The 18,652-nt window shown below is 74.4% G+C and carries 20 protein-coding genes; 10 read left to right on the top strand and 10 right to left on the bottom strand.

The window, feature by feature from the left end:
* Positions 1 to 4: 4 nt before the first annotated feature.
* On the top strand, positions 5 to 268 hold the full coding sequence (locus tag DSZ44_RS00350) for a metal-sensitive transcriptional regulator (protein WP_110851269.1): 264 nt from the start codon (positions 5 to 7) through the stop codon (positions 266 to 268).
* A 24-nt stretch (positions 269 to 292) separates the two neighbouring features.
* Here the strand turns inward: DSZ44_RS00350 and DSZ44_RS00345 are convergent, their stop codons facing one another.
* The 3 genes from DSZ44_RS00345 to DSZ44_RS00335 are packed head-to-tail and all read right to left on the bottom strand — an operon-like array spanning position 293 to position 2,143.
* Positions 293 to 1,249, bottom strand: a complete 957-nt coding sequence (locus tag DSZ44_RS00345) for a M56 family metallopeptidase (protein ID WP_110850618.1) — start codon at positions 1,247 to 1,249, stop codon at positions 293 to 295.
* A complete protein-coding gene (locus DSZ44_RS00340; RefSeq protein WP_110850617.1) occupies positions 1,246 to 1,614 on the bottom strand; it encodes a BlaI/MecI/CopY family transcriptional regulator in 369 nt (122 codons plus the stop codon). The genes DSZ44_RS00345 and DSZ44_RS00340 overlap by 4 nt, the downstream gene beginning before the upstream one ends.
* On the bottom strand, positions 1,607 to 2,143 hold the full coding sequence (locus tag DSZ44_RS00335) for a hypothetical protein (protein ID WP_110850616.1): 537 nt from the start codon (positions 2,141 to 2,143) through the stop codon (positions 1,607 to 1,609). The genes DSZ44_RS00340 and DSZ44_RS00335 overlap by 8 nt, the downstream gene beginning before the upstream one ends.
* A 78-nt stretch (positions 2,144 to 2,221) precedes the next feature.
* On the opposite strand from DSZ44_RS00335, the gene DSZ44_RS00330 reads away from it, so the two are divergent.
* From DSZ44_RS00330 to DSZ44_RS00320, 3 genes are read left to right on the top strand one after another with little or no spacing between them, the layout of a single operon-like run.
* Positions 2,222 to 2,944, top strand: coding sequence for a DsbA family protein (locus tag DSZ44_RS00330; RefSeq protein WP_110850615.1), 723 nt, complete (start codon positions 2,222 to 2,224; stop codon positions 2,942 to 2,944).
* Positions 2,944 to 3,834 carry a cytochrome c biogenesis CcdA family protein gene (locus DSZ44_RS00325; RefSeq protein WP_110850614.1) on the top strand — a complete coding sequence of 297 codons (891 nt, stop codon included), beginning with the start codon at positions 2,944 to 2,946 and terminating at the stop codon, positions 3,832 to 3,834. The genes DSZ44_RS00330 and DSZ44_RS00325 overlap by 1 nt, the downstream gene beginning before the upstream one ends.
* 8 nt (positions 3,835 to 3,842) lie before the next feature.
* Positions 3,843 to 4,967, top strand: coding sequence for a hypothetical protein (locus DSZ44_RS00320; RefSeq protein ID WP_110850613.1), 1,125 nt, complete (start codon positions 3,843 to 3,845; stop codon positions 4,965 to 4,967).
* Positions 4,968 to 5,141: 174 nt separating this feature from the next.
* Here the strand turns inward: DSZ44_RS00320 and hemW are convergent, their stop codons facing one another.
* Positions 5,142 to 6,380 carry a radical SAM family heme chaperone HemW gene (gene hemW / locus DSZ44_RS00315; RefSeq protein WP_110850612.1) on the bottom strand — a complete coding sequence of 413 codons (1,239 nt, stop codon included), beginning with the start codon at positions 6,378 to 6,380 and terminating at the stop codon, positions 5,142 to 5,144.
* Positions 6,377 to 8,251, bottom strand: coding sequence for a translation elongation factor 4 (gene lepA, locus DSZ44_RS00310; protein WP_110850611.1), 1,875 nt, complete (start codon positions 8,249 to 8,251; stop codon positions 6,377 to 6,379). The genes hemW and lepA overlap by 4 nt, the downstream gene beginning before the upstream one ends.
* Positions 8,252 to 8,371: 120 nt before the next feature.
* Here lepA and DSZ44_RS18135 point away from each other — a divergent pair, with 120 nt between their 5' ends.
* Positions 8,372 to 8,512: a hypothetical protein gene (locus tag DSZ44_RS18135; protein WP_181424488.1), complete on the top strand. Its 141-nt coding sequence runs from the start codon at positions 8,372 to 8,374 to the stop codon at positions 8,510 to 8,512.
* Between the two features lie 21 nt (positions 8,513 to 8,533).
* Here the strand turns inward: DSZ44_RS18135 and DSZ44_RS00305 are convergent, their stop codons facing one another.
* Positions 8,534 to 9,097: a hypothetical protein gene (locus DSZ44_RS00305; RefSeq protein WP_146237442.1), complete on the bottom strand. Its 564-nt coding sequence runs from the start codon at positions 9,095 to 9,097 to the stop codon at positions 8,534 to 8,536.
* 95 nt (positions 9,098 to 9,192) lie between these two features.
* Here DSZ44_RS00305 and DSZ44_RS00300 point away from each other — a divergent pair, with 95 nt between their 5' ends.
* From DSZ44_RS00300 to DSZ44_RS00280, 5 genes are all read left to right on the top strand, one after another.
* On the top strand, positions 9,193 to 10,899 hold the full coding sequence (locus DSZ44_RS00300; protein ID WP_110850609.1) for a BCCT family transporter: 1,707 nt from the start codon (positions 9,193 to 9,195) through the stop codon (positions 10,897 to 10,899).
* A gap of 186 nt (positions 10,900 to 11,085) precedes the next feature.
* Positions 11,086 to 11,346 carry a 30S ribosomal protein S20 gene (gene rpsT / locus DSZ44_RS00295; RefSeq protein WP_110850608.1) on the top strand — a complete coding sequence of 87 codons (261 nt, stop codon included), beginning with the start codon at positions 11,086 to 11,088 and terminating at the stop codon, positions 11,344 to 11,346.
* Between the two features lie 79 nt (positions 11,347 to 11,425).
* Positions 11,426 to 12,376: a DMT family transporter gene (locus DSZ44_RS00290; protein ID WP_110850607.1), complete on the top strand. Its 951-nt coding sequence runs from the start codon at positions 11,426 to 11,428 to the stop codon at positions 12,374 to 12,376.
* A 42-nt stretch (positions 12,377 to 12,418) separates the two neighbouring features.
* Complete coding sequence (gene holA, locus DSZ44_RS00285; RefSeq protein ID WP_258369116.1) at positions 12,419 to 13,417, top strand: DNA polymerase III subunit delta; 999 nt, start codon at positions 12,419 to 12,421, stop codon at positions 13,415 to 13,417.
* Positions 13,414 to 13,923 (top strand): NUDIX hydrolase, encoded by a 510-nt coding sequence (locus DSZ44_RS00280; protein WP_110850606.1) that lies wholly within the window; start codon positions 13,414 to 13,416, stop codon positions 13,921 to 13,923. Before holA ends, DSZ44_RS00280 begins: the two co-directional genes overlap by 4 nt.
* Here DSZ44_RS00280 and DSZ44_RS00275 read toward each other — a convergent pair.
* The 4 genes from DSZ44_RS00275 to DSZ44_RS00260 all read right to left on the bottom strand — a co-directional run bounded on the left by DSZ44_RS00275 (position 13,914) and on the right by DSZ44_RS00260 (position 18,549).
* Complete coding sequence (locus DSZ44_RS00275) at positions 13,914 to 16,277, bottom strand: ComEC/Rec2 family competence protein (RefSeq protein WP_110850605.1); 2,364 nt, start codon at positions 16,275 to 16,277, stop codon at positions 13,914 to 13,916. The two genes, DSZ44_RS00280 and DSZ44_RS00275, sit on opposite strands and share 10 nt — an antisense overlap.
* Complete coding sequence (locus DSZ44_RS00270) at positions 16,274 to 17,203, bottom strand: ComEA family DNA-binding protein (protein ID WP_258369115.1); 930 nt, start codon at positions 17,201 to 17,203, stop codon at positions 16,274 to 16,276. Before DSZ44_RS00270 ends, DSZ44_RS00275 begins: the two co-directional genes overlap by 4 nt.
* A 94-nt stretch (positions 17,204 to 17,297) precedes the next feature.
* Complete coding sequence (locus DSZ44_RS00265) at positions 17,298 to 17,909, bottom strand: helix-turn-helix domain-containing protein (protein ID WP_110850604.1); 612 nt, start codon at positions 17,907 to 17,909, stop codon at positions 17,298 to 17,300.
* Between the two features lies 1 nt (position 17,910).
* Positions 17,911 to 18,549: a DUF1028 domain-containing protein gene (locus tag DSZ44_RS00260; RefSeq protein WP_181424487.1), complete on the bottom strand. Its 639-nt coding sequence runs from the start codon at positions 18,547 to 18,549 to the stop codon at positions 17,911 to 17,913.
* Positions 18,550 to 18,652 lie beyond the last annotated feature (103 nt).

Raw genomic sequence — 18,652 nt, 5'->3', positions numbered from 1 at the left:
CGGCATCGAGCTCGACCCCGCGGACATGGGCAAGGTCGTCAACCGCCTCAAGCGCGCGCAGGGCCAGCTCGCCGGAGTCGTCGGCATGCTCGAGGAGGGGCGGGACTGCGAGGACGTCGTCACGCAGCTCGCGGCGGTGTCCAAGGCCCTGGACCGGGCCGGCTTCGCGATCATCGCCTCGGGCATGAGGCAGTGCCTCGTCGAGTCGAACGGCGAGGAGACCCTGGACGTCGAGAAGCTGCAAAAGCTCTTCCTGTCCCTCGCCTGACCGCCCTCGCGCGGCGAGCTCGGCTCAGCAGGCGCCCTGGAGGATCGTCGCCGCGTACGGCACGGTGACCAGCGTGACCGCCGCCGCGGCGACGAGGAGGTAGCAGGCGACGAGGGCGCCGGCGAGGCGGTCCGGGGCCACGGTGCCGCCCGCCAGGCGGGCGATGCGCGAGGGCACCTGGACCGCCCCGGCGTGCAGGGCGACGCCCGCGGCCACGCCGGGCCGGTGCAGGGCGAGGAGTGCACCGGCGAGGGCGCGCGAGCCGTGGGCCCGCAGTGCCGCGTCGTCGGCGGCCATCTCGGCGTAGGCGGCCACGGCATCGCGGGCGTGGCGCAGGAGCGGGACCCAGCCGAGGACCGCCTGCAGCCCGCCGAGGACGGCAAGGACAAGATGGTGGCGTCCGTCCAGGTGGGCCCGCTCGTGCGCGAGGACGGCCCCCAGCTGCTCGTGGTCGAGTGCGTCGACGGTCCCGCTCGACAGGACGACGCCGGCGCGCGGCAGCGTGTAGGCGGCCGGCTCGACCGTGGGCACGAGCCACACACGCTCACCACCGACGGTGCTGCGCCGCGCCGTCGCGGCGAGGGCCGCCACGTGCGCCCTCACCTCGCGCCTCCGGCGGCGTGCCGTCGCGCCGAGGACGGCGAGGAGGGCGAGCCCGAGGAGTGCGGCGGCGAGGAGCGGCACGGCGGGCGGGACGTCGACCGCCGTGGCCGCGACGAAGGGGTTGCTCGCCTCCAGGCAGCGGCGGCACACGGCGCCGGCAGGCCCGGGAAGGCCGGGACCGCCGGCCACCCAGCCGACGAGCGGGCCCAGCGCGAGCAGCCCCAGCACCCACAGGACGGCGCCGGCCGTCCAGGCGGTGATCCCGGCACGCGGCCGCCGGGCCAGCGCCGGCGCCAGGCGGGCGAGTGCCCACGGTCCGGCCGTCGCGCCCACGGCCAGCAGCGTGACGAGACCGGCGACGGCGACCAGACCCGTCACCGTGCGCCCCCGTCGCCGTCGAGCAGCGTGCGGAGGACGGCAAGGTCCTCCTCGGGGATCGAGCCCACGAAGTGGAGGAGGGAGTCGCTGCGGTTGCCACTGGAGGCCAGGGCACGCGCCATCACCTCGGCGGTGTACTCGCTGCGGGCCACGAGCGGCCGGTAGGCCCAGACCCTGCCCACGAGGACCTTCTCCACCAGGCCCTTGCGGTGGAGGTTGGTGAGGACGGTCGCGATCGTCGTGTACGCGAGGGACTGGCCGGTGCGCTCGAGGACGTCACGGGTGCACATCTCTTCGGGGCAGTCCCAGAGGATCTCCATGACCTCACGCTCGAGCGGCCCGAGCGTGGGGGCGTGCTCAGCCACGGGCGACCACCGCCGGGACCGGGCAGGCGATCTCCCCGCGGAGCCGCACGACGAGCGCCCAGCCGGTGAGGGCCAGCGCGAGCACGGCGAGAAGGGGCTGGACGGGGGCGAACCAGGTCAGTGCGCCGGAGTAGCCCAGCGCCAGCAGCGCGATCTTGTTGCACACCGGGCAGCCGACCGCGAACCAGGCGAGCACGCCACCGGCCGTGCCGGCACGGCTCGCGCGCCTCGCCGCGGCGCCGCCCGGCGCGGGGCCGGCGCTGCCGAGGGGGCGCACGTAGCTCGCCGCGAGCAGCCCGACGACCAGCGCGGTGAGGACGAGGACGGGGTAGTTCCACGCCACGACCGGGACGTCGCGGGCGAAGACCGGGTTCGGGATGATCACCGTCGCGAGCCCCACGACGGCGCCGTACCCCACGGCGACGGCAGCGGCGACCGCCCAGCGCCGAGCGTCCCAGCCGCGCAGCACCTGCGCCGTCGTCGTGGGCCGCACGCTGACGCCGGACCGTGAGGAAGCTGACCAGACCATCCTCCTACTATAGATGATAGTAATTACTACGTGGCTTAGTAGCCGCCGCCGTCCCGCCCCCGATCCCCCAAGGACGACATGTCTTCCACCCCCACGCGCCGTACGCCGTGGCTCGTCCCCGCCCTCATCGTCGGTCTCGCGGCCGTGCTCGTCTCGGTGTCAGTCGTGCTGTCCGGGCGCGAGGACGCCGCGGACCCGGCGGCCTCCCCCGCGCCGGTCGCCGACGTCGTCACGCCGGAGACCGCCCCGACCGTCGACCTCACCCGCCTCGAGGCGGACGACCCGCTCGCGGCCGGCCCTGTCGACGCACCGGTGAGCCTCATCGTCTACTCCGACTACCAGTGCCCCTTCTGCGCGTCCTGGGCCGCCGACACCGCACCGGCGATGCTCGACTACGCCGCCGCCGGGGACCTGCGCATCGAGTTCCGCGACATCGCCGTCTTCGGCGAGGACTCCCGCACCGCAGCGCTCGCGGCCTACGCCGCGGGGCTGCAGGGCCGCTACCTCGACTTCCACGACGCCCTGTTCCCCGAGGGCGTCGCGCTTCCCCCGCGCGGGCTCACGGACGAGGCGCTCGTCGCCACGGCCGACGAGCTCGGGCTGGACGTGGAGCGCTTCACCGCGGACATGAGGTCCGAGGAGGTGGCGGACGCGGTCCAGCGCAACATCGACGAGGCCGCGACCATCGGCGCCTTCTCCACCCCGGCGTTCCTCCTCGCCGGGCAGCCGATCCTCGGTGCCCAGCCCACCGACGTCTTCGTCACGGCGGTCGAGCAGGCGCTGTCCGAGGCCGGCGCCTGATGGAGCTGAGTCTTCTCGCCGCCTTCCTCGGCGGTGCCCTGGCCCTGCTCAGCCCCTGCGGCGCACTGCTGCTGCCCGCCTTCTTCGCGACGACCGTCGGCACCCGCAGGCGCCTCCTCCTCCACGGCGGGCTCTTCCTCCTCGGGCTGTCGGCCACGCTCGTCCCCCTCGGCCTCGGCGCCTCGCTGCTCGGCTCGCTGCTCACCGCCCACCGGGACCTCCTCATCACCGTCGCGGGCTGGCTCATCATCACCTTCGGCGTCCTCCAGGTCCTCGGCCTCGGCTTCGACCTGTCCCGGCTGCTGCCCGGCACCCGGTCGGTGCGGTCGGCCGCGCACGGCAAGGGCTCCGTCCTCCGCTCGGTCCTGCTCGGCACCGTGTCGGGGATCGCCGGGTTCTGCTCCGGCCCGATCCTCGGGGCCGTCCTCACCATGGCCGCGACGGAGCCCTCCCCGGTGCTGGCCGGCGTGCTGCTGGCCGTCTACGGCGCGGGCATGGTGGTGCCGCTCGTCGCCATCGCCGCCGTGTGGAGCCGCCTCGGCGCACGCGGGCGGGCCAGGCTGCGTGGCCGTGCCTGGCAGGTGGGGCCGTTCCAGCTGCACACGACCTCGGTGCTCACCGGGGTGCTGCTCGTCGTCGTCGGCGTCGTCTTCCTGCGCACCAACGGGCTGGCCAGTCTCCCCCAGCTGGTGCCGACCCAGGTCCTGGGGGACGTGCAGTCGTCGCTGCTGACCGTCGGGGCGGCGGTGCCCGAGCCGGTGCTCATCGCCGTCCTGGCCCTCGCCGCCCTGGGGGTGTGGGCGGTGTGGCGCCGGAGGGAGGCCGAGGGCGGCGCAGCGCGGCAGCCGGAACCGTCCGAGCCGTCCGAGCACACGGGCGGACACGCGTGAGGCGGCGCTTGGCACTGCTCGCCGTCGCCGGCCTGCTGGCCGGCTGCGCCGGTGACCCTCCCGTGGAGACCGAGCCGGCCGTCCTCGAGGACCGGGCCGCACCCTCGGAGGAGGTCCACGAGGACTCCCTGCCCCTCGCCCTGTCCGGGCTGCCGGTCCTCGACCCGGGGTGGGACCAGGTGCCCCAAGAGCTCGACGGGCTGCTGCTCGGCCTGGACCACCCGGAGGACGGCGAGCCCCTGCGCTTCGTCGCCGCGCGGGAGGACGGCACGCTGCTGTGGCGTGCCGAGCGGCCGCCGTCGTGCACGGGTTTCACGCTCAGCCGCGCCGGTGAGCGGACGATCGCGATCCTCAACGACGTCACGCCCGGGCGGGACACGTTGAGCGAGACGTCCGCGAGCGCCTACGACCTCGCTACGGGGGAGCTGGTGTGGGGCCCGGTCGACGTCCCTGGCCCGCTGCAGGGGCCGGGCGCCGTGTTCGCCGCGCCCGCCCCTCGCGCCGCGATGGGAGAGACGGGACCGCGCGTCGTGCTCGACCCGGCCACCGGCGAGGTCGTCGCCAGCGAGGACGACGACGTCACCGTCGTGGGCGAGTACGCAGGCGTCGTCCTCACGGCGACCGACGGCACGCTCCACGCGGACGGGGCCGGCACCTCGTGGCAGCTGCCGCTCGCCGACCTGGGGACCGGACCGGAACCGGGCGCGCTGCCCGGTGTGCAGGCACCGCCCGGCACCGCGCTGCTCGGGGAACCGGGGCAGGCGCTCGGCGTGCTCGTCGACCTCACGACCGGTGAGGTCCTCGCCACCGGCGTGCGCGACGCCGTGACCGAGCCGATCTCGGGCACCCTCGTCACGGTCGAGGACGGGTCTCTCGTGGGCCGTCCTGACGGTGAGCGGTGGGAGCGCCCCACGGAGGGCCTGGGCCTGTCCGCGGCGGGGAACCTCTTCGCCTATCTCAGGTCCGACTCCGCGGTCCGCGCGGTCAACGTCGTCACCGGGGCCGACGCGGTCGCCTACGACGACGGCGTCACCGAGCCGGCCGTGCCCGTCCTCGTCACCGCGGGTGGGGCGACCGTCGTCGAGGGTGCCGACGTGGCCCTCGTTCCGGCCGGCCCGTCCGGAGCCGGCTGACGACCTGTCGGGACTCCCGGTCGCTGCCGTGGTGCCGGCACCCGGCCGACGTCGCGTCTGCCGTCAGGACGGGCTTCCTCCCCAGACGCCGGGACATCGACGCGAGGGGTGACCGGAACAACTCAGCGCTCGGCGCGGGAGGGAGGGGGGGAGGGAGGGAGGGAGGGTAGGCCGTCAGTCCGTCAGGGCCCGGACGACGGTGTCGGCGAGCAGGCGGCCGCGGCGGGTGAGGAGGATGCGGCCGGCGCGGGCGGCGGGCATGTCGACGAGCCCCTCGGCGATGAGCCCGGCCACGGCCTCGCGGTGCTTCTCCGGCACGCGCCCGGTCCCCGGCGCCAGCTCCAGGCCCTCGGCCAGCCGCACGCCGAGCAGCACCCGCTCGAGCTCGCGGGCGCCGTCGTCGAGCACCTCGTGCCCGGCGCCGGGGCTCAGGCCCTGGTCGAGGCGGTGGGCGTAGGCGCGCGGGTGCTTGACGTTCCACCAGCGCACCCCGCCCACGTGGCTGTGCGCCCCCGGCCCGATCCCCCACCAGTCCGCGCCGCGCCAGTAGTTGAGGTTGTGCCGGCACGCGTGCTCCGGCGTCGTCGCGAAGTTCGACACCTCGTACCAGGACAGGCCGGCGGCGGTGAGGACGTCGTCGGCCGCCTCGTACTTGAGGGCCGCGTCGTCGTCGTCGGGCATCGGCAGCTCGCCGCGGCGGACCTGCGCCCCCATCTTCGTGCCCGGCTCGATGCCGAGCGCGTAGGCGGAGACGTGGTCCGGCTCGAGGGCGACGGCGGTCTCCAGGCTGGTCCGCCAGTCCGCGGCCGACTCCCCCGGCGTCCCGTAGATGAGGTCCACCGACACGTCGAGGCCCGCGTCGCGCGCCCAGCGCACGACGTCGGGAAGGCGCGCGGGGTCGTGCGTGCGGTCGAGCGTGGCCAGCACGTGCGGGACGGCGGACTGCATCCCGAACGAGACGCGCGTGAAGCCGGCGTCGGCGAGCTGCTCGAGCGACGCGGGCGTCACGGAGTCCGGGTTGGCCTCCGTGGTCACCTCGGCGCCGTCGGCCAGCCCCCACGTCCCCCGCACGTGGGCGAGCATCGCGGCGAGGTCGGCGGCGGGCAGCAGCGTGGGCGTCCCGCCCCCGACGAACACGGTCGACACCTCCCGCTGCGCGACACCGGCCCGCGAGAGGACGCCCGCGGCGAGGTCGACCTCCCGCCGCGCGGTGTCCGCGTAGGCCGCCTGGCTCGCTCCGCCCCCGAGCTCGGTCGCGGTGTAGGTGTTGAAGTCGCAGTACCCGCAGCGCACCCGGCAGAAGGGCACGTGGAGGTAGACGCCGAAGTCCCGCTGGTCGGAGCCGGCCGCGGCGGAGGCGGGCAGCGCCCCGTCCGCGGGGACGGGCTCGCCCGCAGGCAGGGCAGGGCTCACTTCTTGCCCTTGGAGTCCTTGCCCGTCGGGGTGTCGGAGGACAGGGCGGCGATGAAGGCCTCCGGCGGGACCTCGACCCGGCCGATCGACTTCATCCGCTTCTTGCCCTCCTTCTGCTTCTCCAGGAGCTTGCGCTTGCGGGAGATGTCACCGCCGTAGCACTTGGCGAGCATGTCCTTGCGCAGCGCCCGGATGGTCTCGCGGGCGATGATCCGCGCGCCGATCGCGGCCTGGATCGGCACCTCGAACTGCTGGCGGGGAATGATTTCGCGCAGCTTGCCGGCCATCTCGACGCCGTAGGAGTACGCCTTGTCGCGGTGGACGATCGAGCTGAAGGCGTCGACCTTCTCCCCGTGGAGGAGGATGTCGACCTTGACGAGGTCCGCCGCCTGCTCGCCGTCGGCCTCGTAGTCGAAGGACGCGTAGCCGCGGGTGCGGGACTTGAGCTGGTCGAAGAAGTCGAAGACGATCTCGGCCAGCGGCAGGTGGTAGCGCATCTCCACGCGCTCCGGGGACAGGTAGTCCATCCCGTCCTGGGTGCCGCGCCGCTGCTGGCACAGCTCCATGACGGCGCCGATGAACTCCGACGGCGTGATGATGGTCGCACGGACGACCGGCTCGTAGACCTCCGCGATCTTCCCGTCGGGGTACTCGCTCGGGTTGGTCACCTCGGTGCGGGTGCCGTCCTCGATGACGACGCCGTAGACGACGTTGGGCGCGGTGGAGATGAGGTCGAGGTCGAACTCGCGCTCGAGGCGCTCGCGCACGATCTCGAGGTGGAGCAGGCCGAGGTAGCCGCAGCGGAAGCCGAAGCCCAGCGCGACCGAGGTCTCCGGCTCGTAGGCCAGGGCGGCGTCGTTGAGCTTGAGCTTGTCCAGCGCGTCGCGCAGCACCGGGTAGTCCGAGCCGTCCACCGGGAAGAGCCCGGAGTACACCATCGGCTGCGGGTCGCGGTACTCGCCCACGGCCTCCGCGGCGGGTCGCGCCGCGTTGGTCACCGTGTCACCGACGCGGGACTGGCGCACGTCCTTGACCCCGGTGATGAGGTAGCCGACCTCACCGACGCCCAGACCCTTGGTCGGCTTGGGCTCCGGGGAGCTGACGCCGATCTCGAGGAGGTCGACGCTCGTGCCGGTCGACATCATCGTGAGCTTCTCGCGGGGCTTGATCGCGCCGTCGACGACGCGCACGTAGGTGACCACCCCGCGGTACGTGTCGTAGACGGAGTCGAAGATCATCGCCCGCGCGGGGGCGTCCGGGTCGCCCACCGGGGCGGGGATGTCGCGCACGAGGCGGTCGAGGAGCTCGGGGACGCCGACGCCCGTCTTGCCCGACACCTGCAGGCAGTCCTCCGGCTCCCCGCCGATGAGGTTCGCGAGCTCGTCGGCGTAGCGCTCGGGCTGCGCGCCGGGCAGGTCGATCTTGTTGAGGACCGGGATGATCGTGAGGTCGTTCTCCATCGCCAGGTAGAGGTTGGCGAGGGTCTGCGCCTCGATCCCCTGCGCGGCGTCGACGAGGAGCAGGGCACCCTCGCAGGCCGCGAGCGAGCGGGAGACCTCGTAGGTGAAGTCGACGTGGCCGGGCGTGTCGATCATGTTGAGCGCGTAGGCGGTCTCACCCACCTGCCACGGCATGCGCACCGCCTGCGACTTGATCGTGATGCCGCGCTCGCGCTCGATGTCCATCCGGTCGAGGTACTGGGCGCGCATCGCGCGGTCCTCGACCACCCCGGTGAGCTGGAGCATGCGGTCGGCCAGGGTCGACTTGCCGTGGTCGATGTGCGCGATGATGCAGAAGTTGCGCAGCAGCTCGGGCGCGGTCGCCGCGGGGGCGATCGCTGCGGTCAGCGCGGGGCTGGGGATCGGGGACACTCACGTTCCTTCAAGCGACGACGACGCGCGGAACCGACTCCGCAAGGACACACTGGCCCCATCGTCCCACGAGCGGGCGTCCTGTCACGCCGCGCCGTGTCCACCACGAGAGGAAGCACGATGTCGACAACGCCCGACGAGCCGACCCGCGTCGAGCCACCCGCCGACCACGAGGAGCCGGTGACGCTCGAGGAGGACGAGACCGTCCCCCCGCGGCCGGAGGAGGAGATCGCCGACCAGCTGCGGGCCAACCCGACGTAGCCGTCGCAGGCCGGGCGTCCGTCAGGACAGGAGCAGGGCGAAGGCGCTCATGAACGACCCGAGCACGCCGAGCGGGATCGCGGCGACCGTGCCGAGAAAGGCGGCGAGCGTGATCCTCAGGTCGTCACGCAGGTAGGGCGCCCGCACGGGTCCGCCCGCCGCGCGCAGCAGGGCGCGCTGGGTGGCCTCGACCCGCGGGAGCCACCGCGCCGTGCGTACGCGTCCCTCGTCCATCGCCTCCGTGAGGGTGGCAAGCTCCTCCTCGAGGGCGGCCTGCGTCGGCGCGTCCGTGACGACGACGACGCCACCGGCCGTCGTGACCGGCCCGTCGCCGATGTCCGCCGTCGTGCGCTGCAGCCGCTCGCGGCGCACCGTGAGCAGGGCCACGGGCACGGCGAGGGCGAGCGCGAGCGCGAAGGGGACCCACCCGCCCCACGACCGGGCGTCCAGGCCGAGGAGCAGCCCGAGGAGCAGGAAGACACCGACGGGCACCGCGGCGCCGACGAGGAGCAGGTACCCCGGCCGGCGCGCGAGGCGCACGACGTTGACGACGATCTGGTTCATCGCGTCGTTTGTCGCACTCATGGCACCAGCCTCCCACGCTGCCCGGGAGGCGATCCCCCGGGCCCCCCGTTAACGTCGGGGCGACCGTTTCGGTTCCCGAGGAGGAGCACTCATCCATGAATTCGCTCGACCGGTTGCACGACGCGCTCGGACTGCGCACCAGTCCACGGATCTTCTTCCCGGCGGCGCTCGTCGCGATCGTCTTCGTCGTGGGGACCATCCTGTTCACCGACCAGGTGGACGCCGCCTTCGCCGGTGCCTCGGGCTGGATCATGACGAACCTCGGCTGGTTCTACATCCTGGGCGTCACGGTCTTCCTCCTCTTCCTCGTCTACCTCGCGGCGAGCCGCTTCGGACGGGTCCGGCTCGGTGACACGAGGCCCGAGCACTCGGGCCTCGCGTGGTTCGCCATGCTCTTCGCCGCGGGCATCGGCTCGATCCTCATGTTCTGGGGCGTGGCCGAGCCGATCAACCACTACGCCAACCCGCCGCTGCAGGACGTCGCCGGCCAGACCCAGGCGGCGGCGCGCGAGGCCATCGCCTTCACGCTCTACCACTTCGGCCTGCACACCTGGGCGATCTTCGCCCTGCCGGCGCTGGGCTTCGCCTACTTCATGTACCGGCGCAACCTGCCCCCGCGCGTGAGCTCGATCTTCCAGCCCCTCCTCGGGGAGAAGATCCACGGGCCCGTCGGTGCGGCGATCGACGTCGTCGCCGTCGTCGGCACGATCTTCGGTGTCGGCGTCTCGGTGGGCCTGGGCACCCTGCAGATCAACAGCGGGCTCAACACGCTGTGGGGCCTCGGGGAGAGCCGGCTCATCCAGGTGCTCATCATCGTCGCCGTCTCGGCCATCGCGGTCGCCTCGGTGAGCGTGGGGCTGGAGAAGGGCATCAAGCGGCTGTCGAACTTCAACATCATCCTGGCGGTGGGCCTGCTGTGCTTCGTCGTCGCGACCGGCCCCACCCTCTTCCTCGTCAAGGGCACGATCGAGTCGGTGGGCGTCTACGCCTCCGCACTGCCCCAGCTGGCCTTCTGGAACGACACCGTCAACGGCTCCGGCTGGCAGAACTCGTGGACGGTCTTCTACTGGGCGTGGACGATCTCCTGGTCGCCCTTCACCGGCATCTTCATCGCCAAGATCTCCAAGGGGCGCACGATCCGCCAGTTCGTCAGCGGCGTGCTGGCGGCGCCCGTCCTCTTCAGCATCGTGTGGTTCGGCGTCTTCGGCTGGGCGTCCTTCGACATCGAGCGGGAGAGCCCCGGCGAGCTCGTCGGACCGGTGGTCGAGCAGGGCGACGTCGCGACGGCGCTCTTCGGATTCCTCGAGAACTTCCCGTTGACGACGCTGACCCAGATCGTCGCCGTCGTCCTCGTCGTCGTCTTCTTCACGACGTCGGTCGACTCCGCCGGGCTCGTCATCGACTCGATCAGCAACGGCTACGAGGAGGAGGCCCCCGTCCGCCAGCGGGTGTTCTGGACGGTCGCGATGGGCGCCGTCGCCGCGACGATGCTCGCCGCCACCGGTGAGGGCGGGCTCGCGGCCCTGCAGCAGGTGATCATCGTCGTCGGCCTGCCGTTCTTCATCATCGGCTACGTGATGATCTACACGATCCTCGCGGCCCTCAAGGAGGACGCCGGGGAGGCACCGCCCATCCGCGCCCTGCGCTGGCGGCGGGTGCTGCCGCCGGAGGAGGCGGCACGTCGCACCGAGGACGACGAGTACGACGAGAGCGAGTTCACGGTCGTCCCGGAGCTCGAGCCCGACCAGGAGCCGCACGAGCTGGACCCTGTCCTGGTGGCCGACGACGACGGGCGCGCATGACGGGCGCCACACGTGCGCCGCGGCGGCCACGTACCTGGTAAAGTACCTCGCTGAGCCTCCGCCGGTCGTGCGGGGGCCGGCTTGCGGCCGACCACGGGTGTCCCCACTCCCCAGTCCCGGTCGCTGGCACAGCCCTCACCGACCCATTGTCTGATCGCTTCGGCGAAACGTAGGAGAAGTCCACACGTGGCGAACATCAAGTCCCAGAAGAAGCGCATCCTCACCAACGAGAAGGCGCGTCTCCGCAACAAGGCCGTGAAGTCCGAGCTGAAGACGCACGTGCGTCGGGTCCGCGAGGCCGTCGCCGCCGGCGACAAGGAGACCGCGGCCACCGCGCTCCAGTCCGCCGGGCGCAAGCTCGACAAGGCCGCGAGCAAGGGCGTCATCCACGCCAACCAGGCCGCGCAGCGCAAGTCGAAGCTGGCCAAGCAGGTCGCCGGCCTCTAAGACCGGCCCTCCCCTCGACGGCGTCGTTCCCCACCGGGGAGCGGCGCCGTCGTCGTCTCGCGCACGCTCGAGGAGAGCCATGCCCCACCGCTCCACCGCCCTGCCCGTCTGGCTGGCGGCGCTCCTCGCCGCCGCGATCGGCGCCGTCGTGCCCGTCCAGTCGCGCATCAACGGTGAGCTCGGCGCGCAGCTGCAGGACCCGGTCCTCGCCGCTGCCATGAGCTTCGGCGGTGGGCTCGTCGTCATGGTCGTCGTCGCGCTGGTGCTGCCGCGTGTGCGCCGCGGGGTGCTGCGGCTGCCGGGCGCGGTCCGACGGCGCGAGCTGCCGCCCGCCTACCTCCTCGCGGGCACCATCGGTGCCCTCCTCGTCCTCACCCAGTCCGCCGTCGTCGCGCTGATCGGGGTGGCGGTCTTCACGGTGGCGGTCGTCGCGGGACAGACGCTGAGCGGGCTGCTCACCGACGCCGTCGGCTTCGCGCAGGACGTGCGCCGCCGGCCGACGACGCAGCGGCTGGTGGGGGCGGGGCTGGTGCTCGTGGCGGTGGTGCTGGCGGCGTCCTCCTCCTTCACCGGTGAGCGGCCGTGGCAGGAGCTGCTCCTGCCGGCCGTGCTGCCGCTCGTGGCGGGTCTGCTCACCGGCTTCCAGCACGCCGCGAACGCGCGCGTGGGGGCCGTGGGTGGCTCGCCGCTGACGGCGACCGTGACGAACTTCGTCGCGGGCACGGTCGCGCTCGTCGTCGCGGTGGTGGTCCGCGGCCGCGGACTGCCCGCTGAGCTGCCCGGCGAGTGGTGGCTGTACACCGGCGGCCTCTACGGCATCGTCTTCATCGCCGGCTCGGCGGCGATCGTCCCGCGCACGGGCGTGCTCGTGCTCGGGCTCGGCTCGATCGCCGGCCAGCTCATCGGTTCCCTCGCGCTGGACGTGTTCGCGCCGGTGGCCGGCGCCACCGTCAGCCCGGCGACCGTCGCCGGGACCGTGCTCGCGCTCGTCGCGATCTCCCTCGCCTCCCTCCCCCGGCGCCGCCCCTGACCGACGGTCCGCGGTGTGGGCGGTCCGTGGCAGGCTTGGGGCGTGCCCCCGAAGACCCGTCGCAGCGCCCCGTCCGGACTGAGCTGGGACGAGGCCCCGCTCGCGCCCGTGGTGCTCGTGCGCGGCGCCGAGGGCGTGCTGAGCGACCGCGCCGTCGCACGGATCGTCGAGCAGGCCCGCGAGGCGGACGCCGGCACGGAGGTCACCCGCCTCGACGCCGCCGCCTACGACCTCGGGCGCCTGGAGATGCTCGCCAGCCCGTCCCTGTTCGGGGAGGCGCGGTGCATCGTCATCACCGGCGTCGAGAGCTGCACCGACGCCCTCATCGACGACACGATCACCTACCTGCGCGCCCCCGCCGACGACGTCACCCTCGTCCTCCAGCACGGTGGCGGCGTGCGCGGCAAGCGCCTGCTCGACGCCGTGACGAAGGCCGGGCACCCCGTGGTCGCCTGCGAGCCGGTCAAGCGGGACGCGGAGAAGGCGGCGTTCGTCGCCGCCGAGTTCCGACGTGCGCGGCGCCAGATCGACCAGGACGCCGTCCAGGCGCTCGTCCAGGCGCTGGGCTCGGACCTGCGTGAGCTCGCCGCCGCGTGCACCCAGCTCGTCGCGGACACCACCGGCCGCGTCGGCGCGGACGTCGTCGAGCGCTACCACGGAGGGCGGGTGGAGGCCACGGGCTTCAAGGTCGCCGACGCCGCCATCGCCGGGCACGCGGGCCAGGCCGTCACGCTCCTGCGGCACGCCGTCGAGACGGGTGCCAACCCCGTGGTGCTCGTCGCCGCGCTGGCGGTCAAGCTCCGCACCATGGCCAAGGTCGAGGCGATGTCCGGCCGCGGTGGTGCGGGCGGGCTCGGCCTGGCGCCCTGGCAGGTGGACCAGGCCCGGCGCGAGCTCGCCGGGTGGGGGCCGGAGGGGCTGGCCCGCGCCATCACCGCCGTCGCCGCCGCGGACGCCGAGGTCAAGGGCCTGAGCCGCGACCCCGTCTTCGCCGTGGAGCGGGCGGTGCTGCGCATCGCCGCCAGCCGGGGGCGGCGGTGAGCGACCCGTCCGGGGACGGCCCGGTCCACCGCTACCGGGTGGTGCCCGCGGCCTACGTCGCGCTCCTGCGCGAGGAGGCCGGCGCCGCGGACAGCGTGCTCCTCCAGCTGCGCTCGGGCACCGGGTTCATGGACGGGCACTGGGCGTGCGGGGCGGCCGGGCACGTCGAGGCCGGGGAGAGCGTGCTGGACGCCGCGGTGCGCGAGGCCACCGAGGAGCTCGGGGTGCGGATCGCTCCCACCGACCTCCTCCCTCTCACCGTCATGCACCGCACGCAGGGCACGGGCCTGGCGATCGACGAGCGCGTCGACTTCTTCCTCTCCTGCCGCCGCTGGCACGGTGAGCCGCGCCTGCGGGAGGACAAGGCCGCCGCGCTGCGCTGGGTGCGCCTCGACGCCCTGGACTCCCTGCGCGAGCCGGTCGTCCCCCACGAGCGGCAGGTGCTCGACGCGCTCGCTGCCGGCACGCTCATGCCCGTCACGACCTTCGGCTTCGCTCAGCACTGAGCGCCCAGGCCGCCCTCGGCGGGGACGACGACGACGCCGCCGCACTCGTCGGTCCGCAGCACCAGGGCGCCGCCGCGTCCGTACAGCTCGAGCGTCGCGGGAGCCGGGTGCCCGAAGTCGTTGTCCGCGCCGACGCTGACGAGCGCGAGCCGCCCGCCGACCGCCTCGGCGAGCGCCGGGAGCTGGGCCGCGGACCCGTGGTGCGGGACCAGGACGACGTCGACGCCGACCGGCCCGGCCTCTCCGCCGGCCGCCAGCTCGTTGAGCAGCCCGCGCTGCCCGTCCGGCTCGAGGTCGCCCAGCGCCAGGACCGAGAGCTGCGCGGTCTCGAGGCGGACGACGAGCGAGAGGTCGTTGGCGACGTCGTCGTCCCCGGGGGTGGCGAGCTCGAGGGCCCGCGGAGTCGGCCACAGCCCGCGCCACCGCACCCCGGCCACCTCACCGGCCGTGCCCGCACCGACGCGCTCGACGGTGGCCCCCTCCTCCGCGAGCGCCGCGAGCACCTGCCGCTCGGCGGCGGCCGGCCCGTCGTGCGGGGTGAGCAGGACGTGGTGGACCTCGACGGCGTCGAGGACCTCGGGCAGCCCGGCGACGTGGTCGGCGTGGAGGTGGGTGAGGACGAGGAGGTCGACCTCGCGCACGCCGGCAGCGACGAGGCAGTCCGCAGCGGCGGGCCCCTCGGGACCGACGTCGACGACGACGGCCGAGCGCGGGCCGCTGCGCAGCGCGAAGCCGCTGCCCTGACCGACGTCGCACTGGACGGCGAGCCAGTCGTCGGGGACTGCGGAGACGAGGCCGCCCAGCGCGCGGCGAGGACCGGGGACGAGGGCCAGTGCGAGGACGAGAGCACCCACCCCGGCTCCGAGCAGCTGGGCCCGCCTGCCCCGGCGGGCCACGACGACCGCGAGGACGGTGACCGCGGCCAGCAGGGCAGCCCCGGCGAGCCCGCCCAGCCACGGCAGCCGCGCGCCGGGCAGCTCGGCCCAGCCGAGCGCGACCCAGGCGATCCAGCCGGTGAACCAGCCGGCCGCCGCGGCGAGCGGCTCGGTGGCAGCGGGCAGCCACGGGGAGACGACCGTCGCGACGACGCCGAGCACGGTGGCCGGCGGCACCGCGGGAGCCGCGAGGACGTTGGCGGGTATCGCGTAGGTGGCGACGGCCGGCTCGAGGAGGATGACGACGGGCGCGCAGCACACCTGCGCCGCGGCCGGCACGGCGACGACGTGGGCCAGGGTCCGGGGCATGCGGCGGGACAGGGCCTCGGCCCACGGCCCGGACAGGACGACGAGACCGGTCGTGGCCAGCACCGAGAGGACGAAGCCGTAGGACCGGGCCAGCCACGGGTCGAGGAGGAGCAGGACCATGACCGCACTGCACAGTGCGGGCAGGGCACGCGCGGGCCGGCCGAGCAGCAGGGCGAGGAGCGCGACGCCGCCCATGGTCGCCGAGCGCAGCACGCTGGCCTCCGGTCGGACGAGGACGACGAAGCACACGAGCACCGCCCCGCCGACGGCCGCGCGCAGCCAGCGCGGCGCCCAGCTGAGCCCGGCGAGCACGGCGCCGAGGACGATGGCGACGTGCGCGCCGGAGACCGCGGTGATGTGGGTGAGGGAGACCGCCGTCATGGCGTCGTCGAGCTCGGGCGGGAGACGCGAGTCGTCGCCGACGGCGATGCCGGGCACGAGCCCGCGAGCCTGCGCCGGCGCGTCCGCGACGGCCGCGACGAGCCCGCCGCGCATCCGGCTCGCGAGGCGCTGGTGAGCCGGTGGTGGCGCCTCGACCTCGGGATCGGCGTGGACGACGACGAGCGCGGCGACGTCCTCACCCGGCTCGGTCGCCACGAGCCGTCCGGTGAGGCGCACCCGGGCACCGAGCTCGACACCGGTCCAGGTCGGTGGCGCGAGGAGGAGCACCGGCGCCCGTGCGCGGGCCGTCAGCCCGCGACCCACGACGAGGTCGGCCCGCACCGGGACCGTCACCCGCTCCCCGCCCCCGCGCTCGGGCGGCGTGGCGATGACGGCGGGGTCCCCGGTCACCGGTCCGCTCACCGTGACGACCGCCCCTGCCTCGGTGAGCTCGGTCAGCAGCCCGCTCGCGCGCTGGTGGACGTGCGCGGCGACGGCTCCGAGCACGAGCGCGGCGACGACGAGCGCGAGCGCCGCGGTGGCCTGCGGCGTGGGGCCGGCGCGGTCGCGGTGCCGTCCGCCGCCGCGCAGCGACCACGCGGCACGTCCAGCGAGGAGCAGGAGCAGCGCGGCCCCGACGACGGCGACGGTGGGCGGGACGAGGACGCCGAGGAAGGCGACCGCCCACGCGGCGAGGGCGGCCGGCGCGAGGCGCAGGTCGAGGGTCACACCCGCACCCGCTCCCGGAGCTTGTCCAGGGTGGCCGGACCGATCCCGGAGACCTCGAGCAGCTCCTCGACGGAGTGGAACGGACCGTTCGCCTCGCGCCACTCGAGGATCCGCTGCGCGATGGCCGGGCCCACCCCGGGCAGGGTGTCGAGGTCCGCGAGGTCGGCGCTGTTGAGGTCGACCACCCCGCCGTCCGCGGCGGCACCGTCCGCCGCCGGCGGCGCCCCGGCCGGTCCCCCGCCCTCGGCCGCACCCGGTGGTGCCTCCCCGACCCGCGGCACGTACACCTGCTCGCCGTCGACGAGCGGCCGGGCGAGGTTCACCGCGGCCAGCTCGGCGTCCGGTTGCTCACCTCCTGCCGCGGAGACGGCATCGGCGACCCGCGCGCCCACCGGCAGCTCCACGACCCCGGGATCGTGGACGGCACCCGCCACGTGGACGACGACGACCCCCGTCGCCTCGGTCGGCCCTGGATCACCAGGCGGCTCGTCGGGCACGGTGGTGCTGTCGACACCGTCCGGAGGAGGGGTCGGGCCGCCGGGTGAGGACTCGGCCGGTTCCACCACCGCACTCACCTGCGGCACCGGGACGGCGTCGGACGGACCGAGCGCGATCGCACGCGCCACGACGGCACCGGCGAACGCGGCCATCACCGCCAGCACGACGACGACCGCCCGGCCAGAGACCGACCACCGGCGCCCGGGCCGCGCCACCGCCCCACCGTCCCGGCGCCCGCGACCGGTCTTCCCCGTGCCCGTGCGGGGCTCCGCCGCAACCGTGCGGGGCTGGGCCTCGCCGCTGACGATGCGGTCGAACTCGCGCCCGGCGTCGTCCTCGAGGTCAAGGTGCCCGGCCGTGGCCGTGTAGGCGCGGCGGGTCAGCGCCCGCAGCCGAGCCGCGGAGTCCGTGCGCCTCGTCGGTCCCATGCGCGTGACCGTACGGAGGTCCACCGACCGCGTGGGCGCACGCCGGGCGACCGCGGGGACGACCGCCGTGCGCGCCCGCCCTGTGGAGCAGCACTCAGCCGGCGAAGGGCGTGACCGCGCCGATGACCACAGTCTCATCGGAGGTCGAGGGGTTGAGCCACCAGTGGGCCTGGGAGCACTCGTAGGTGATGGTGTCCCCCGCACCGAGCTCGTGGCGCACCTCGCCGATGACGACGTCGAGCCGCCCGCTTAGCACGTGCACCGACTCCATGCCCAGGTGCCGGAAGGGGCGCGAGGCGTTGGAGAAGCCCGGCGGCATGACGGTGCGGATGACCTGGAGCGGCAGGTTCTGGTCGGGTGTGAGGAGCTCGCGGACCGGGCGCGGGCCCTCGTCCTCGCCGGGGTCGACGTCCGGCAGGACGGGCCGTGCGTCCGCGCGGACGACCGGCTCGCCGTGTCGCTGCGCGCTCTGGAGCAGAAGGACAAGCTGAGTGCCGAGCGCCCCGGCGAGCCGTGACAGGGTCTGGAGGGACGGGTTGCCCTTGCCCCGTTCGAGCTGGCTGAGCAGGCCGGTGCTCAGGCCGGACCGCGCCGCGAGCGCCTCGACCGACAGCCCCATGCGCTGGCGGCTGCGGCGGACGACGGCGCCGAGGGCACCGACGTCGAGGGCGTCCTGGTCCGCCGCGGAATGGCTCACGGCGACCATGCTAGGGCGCGCCTGCCGACGAGCCCGCAGCGGGGTCCAGAGCGAGCAGGCGCCCGAGCTCCCCGACGGGATCGGCGTGGTCGTCCACGCGGAGGTCGACGATGGTGGGCGGTGGCCATCCGCAGTCCTGCGGGCCGGCGACGACGAGAAGGGCCGCGCTCTGCCTCCCCCGGCGGTCACCGCCGGCGTCCTCGCCGGCCGCGAGCGCCGCGAGCAGCCGGTCCGCGAGCGGCTGTGACGGGTGCGCGGCGAAGGCGGCGTCCATCTTCTCGAGAACCTCCCGCCCAGCCAGGAGGTTGCCCGCGACGACGACGTCCGGGCGCACCCACCCGCCCGCCCAGGCGAGACACTCGGGCCCGGTCCACACGGCCCCACGGCCGTCGGCGTCGAGCACGGCGACCTGACGCTCGCCGAAGGCGGTGTCCTCCTGCGCGAAGGCGGCGAGGACCTCGTCGGGCGCGGCACCCGCACGCAGGAGCTTCAGGCCGCGGGCCCGGAAAGCACGGTTCGTGCGCGCCTGGGTGGCCACAGCACCCACTCCCGGGGCTGCCGCCGGCACGGCGGCACCGACGGCGAGCGTGCACGTCGCGGTAGCGACGCCCAGCGAGTCACCGCTGCGGGCAACGATCGAGTAGGTCATCGGGTCCCATCGGCTCGGAGGACGGACGCGTCTTGTGCCCGTCACACGGAAGTAACATACTGACGATATCGTCATTGCAATGACAGCGGCACGGCAACCAAAG

It is taken from the genome of Georgenia satyanarayanai (assembly GCF_900116375.1).
GTDB lineage: Bacteria > Actinomycetota > Actinomycetes > Actinomycetales > Actinomycetaceae > Oceanitalea > Oceanitalea nanhaiensis.
This window is presented reverse-complemented; position numbering and strand designations above follow the sequence as displayed.

Excerpts from the sequence above, each read along its gene's own strand:
- DSZ44_RS00330 (WP_110850615.1), top strand. The coding sequence starts at position 2,222 with ATGTCTTCCACCCCCACGCGCCGTACGCCGTGGCTCGTCCCCGCCCTC.
- DSZ44_RS00265 (WP_110850604.1), bottom strand. The coding sequence starts at position 17,909 with ATGGTCGCCGTGAGCCATTCCGCGGCGGACCAGGACGCCCTCGACGTC.
- DSZ44_RS00305 (WP_146237442.1), bottom strand. The coding sequence starts at position 9,097 with ATGAGTGCGACAAACGACGCGATGAACCAGATCGTCGTCAACGTCGTG.
- DSZ44_RS00260 (WP_181424487.1), bottom strand. The coding sequence starts at position 18,549 with ATGACCTACTCGATCGTTGCCCGCAGCGGTGACTCGCTGGGCGTCGCT.
- DSZ44_RS18135 (WP_181424488.1), top strand. The coding sequence starts at position 8,372 with ATGTCGACAACGCCCGACGAGCCGACCCGCGTCGAGCCACCCGCCGAC.
- DSZ44_RS00325 (WP_110850614.1), top strand. The coding sequence starts at position 2,944 with ATGGAGCTGAGTCTTCTCGCCGCCTTCCTCGGCGGTGCCCTGGCCCTG.
- DSZ44_RS00270 (WP_258369115.1), bottom strand. The coding sequence starts at position 17,203 with ATGGGACCGACGAGGCGCACGGACTCCGCGGCTCGGCTGCGGGCGCTG.
- DSZ44_RS00300 (WP_110850609.1), top strand. The coding sequence starts at position 9,193 with ATGAATTCGCTCGACCGGTTGCACGACGCGCTCGGACTGCGCACCAGT.
- DSZ44_RS00335 (WP_110850616.1), bottom strand. The coding sequence starts at position 2,143 with ATGGTCTGGTCAGCTTCCTCACGGTCCGGCGTCAGCGTGCGGCCCACG.
- DSZ44_RS00290 (WP_110850607.1), top strand. The coding sequence starts at position 11,426 with ATGCCCCACCGCTCCACCGCCCTGCCCGTCTGGCTGGCGGCGCTCCTC.